Origin of the sequence: Nostoc sp. KVJ20, from assembly GCF_001712795.1 — a bacterium.
Taxonomy (GTDB): Bacteria; Cyanobacteriota; Cyanobacteriia; order Cyanobacteriales; family Nostocaceae; genus Nostoc.
Map to the genome: position 1 here is coordinate 1 of NZ_KV757826.1, position 1,016 is coordinate 1,016.

Annotated in this window: 1 protein-coding gene; it reads right to left on the bottom strand. The window is 37.7% G+C overall.

The window, feature by feature from the left end; genetic code table 11:
* Positions 1-141 precede the first annotated feature (141 nt).
* A complete protein-coding gene (locus tag A4S05_RS37980; protein WP_069074888.1) occupies positions 142-969 on the bottom strand; it encodes an IS982 family transposase in 828 nt (275 codons plus the stop codon).
* Positions 970-1,016: the final 47 nt, after the last annotated feature.

The following is a 1,016-nucleotide window of genomic DNA, read 5'->3' on the forward strand; positions in this document are numbered from 1 at the left end:
AACCCAAGTTGCGGGTAATAGAATACAAAAGAGGAGATGGAAAGTGTAGGCACAGTAAATAAGGGTTGTACGAACTCCAACCACTATAAAAATGCCATTAGGAATGTTCAGTGTAGTTTAATAGAGAGTAACATTTGCAACTTAGTCAATAAAAGCTTGTTGCAGAGTGTAAGCAAAAATAAAAGCTTGTAACTTCAGTAAAAACCCCTCAAATGTTACGGCATGAAGCGATTTTTGGAAGAAACGAGTGATGCCGCTAAACACGGTTTCAATGTAATGACGAATAGACTGTTTAATGTATTGATTCCACGGTGCATCTTGGCGTTTAGAGTTACTTTTTCGCATGACCTGCATCGAGATTTGACTAGTTTCAATTAAGTCATCTTCCACAGTGTAATCAAGATAGGCAGAATCGGCGTAAACTTGACTCCCAGGCATTAAATTCAAGGGTAAAGCACTCAATCCCCGTATATCTGTTGCGCTAGCTGGCATGAACACAAATTCGACAGGAATACCTGTTTTGGTAGTCAATAACTGTACTCTCACTCCATAAAAATAACGTTTCTTGGATGCGATATAACCCCGATATTCTTCCGAGTGAATTAACTTCGCATTAAAGATGCGAATATTATCACATATTGGTACGGGGAACGAGTCTAAAAGATATTCCGTATCTTCACTAATTTCTTTTAGTGCTGTTCCCATTTGATGAAATAAATCGTTCATCAACATCGATACCTTGTGTAATCGCCGATTAAATCGTGATTTTTCTAACATTCCTGGTATCAAGTTATGGTCTTTCATATAGCTGCAAGCCTTGCTATGATTCCCACCAAAAAACATTGCCGCTATCATTGCCGTGGTGATAATTTCTGCATCACTCATTTCACGACGAATATCCTCATCATGTCCAATCGCCTTCAATAGGTCATCTATGACAGAATAGATAGTAACTATTTCATTTAACATATTTCCCTCCTAATTTTCTGTCTGGAGGGATTTTATTGTTTTTATAC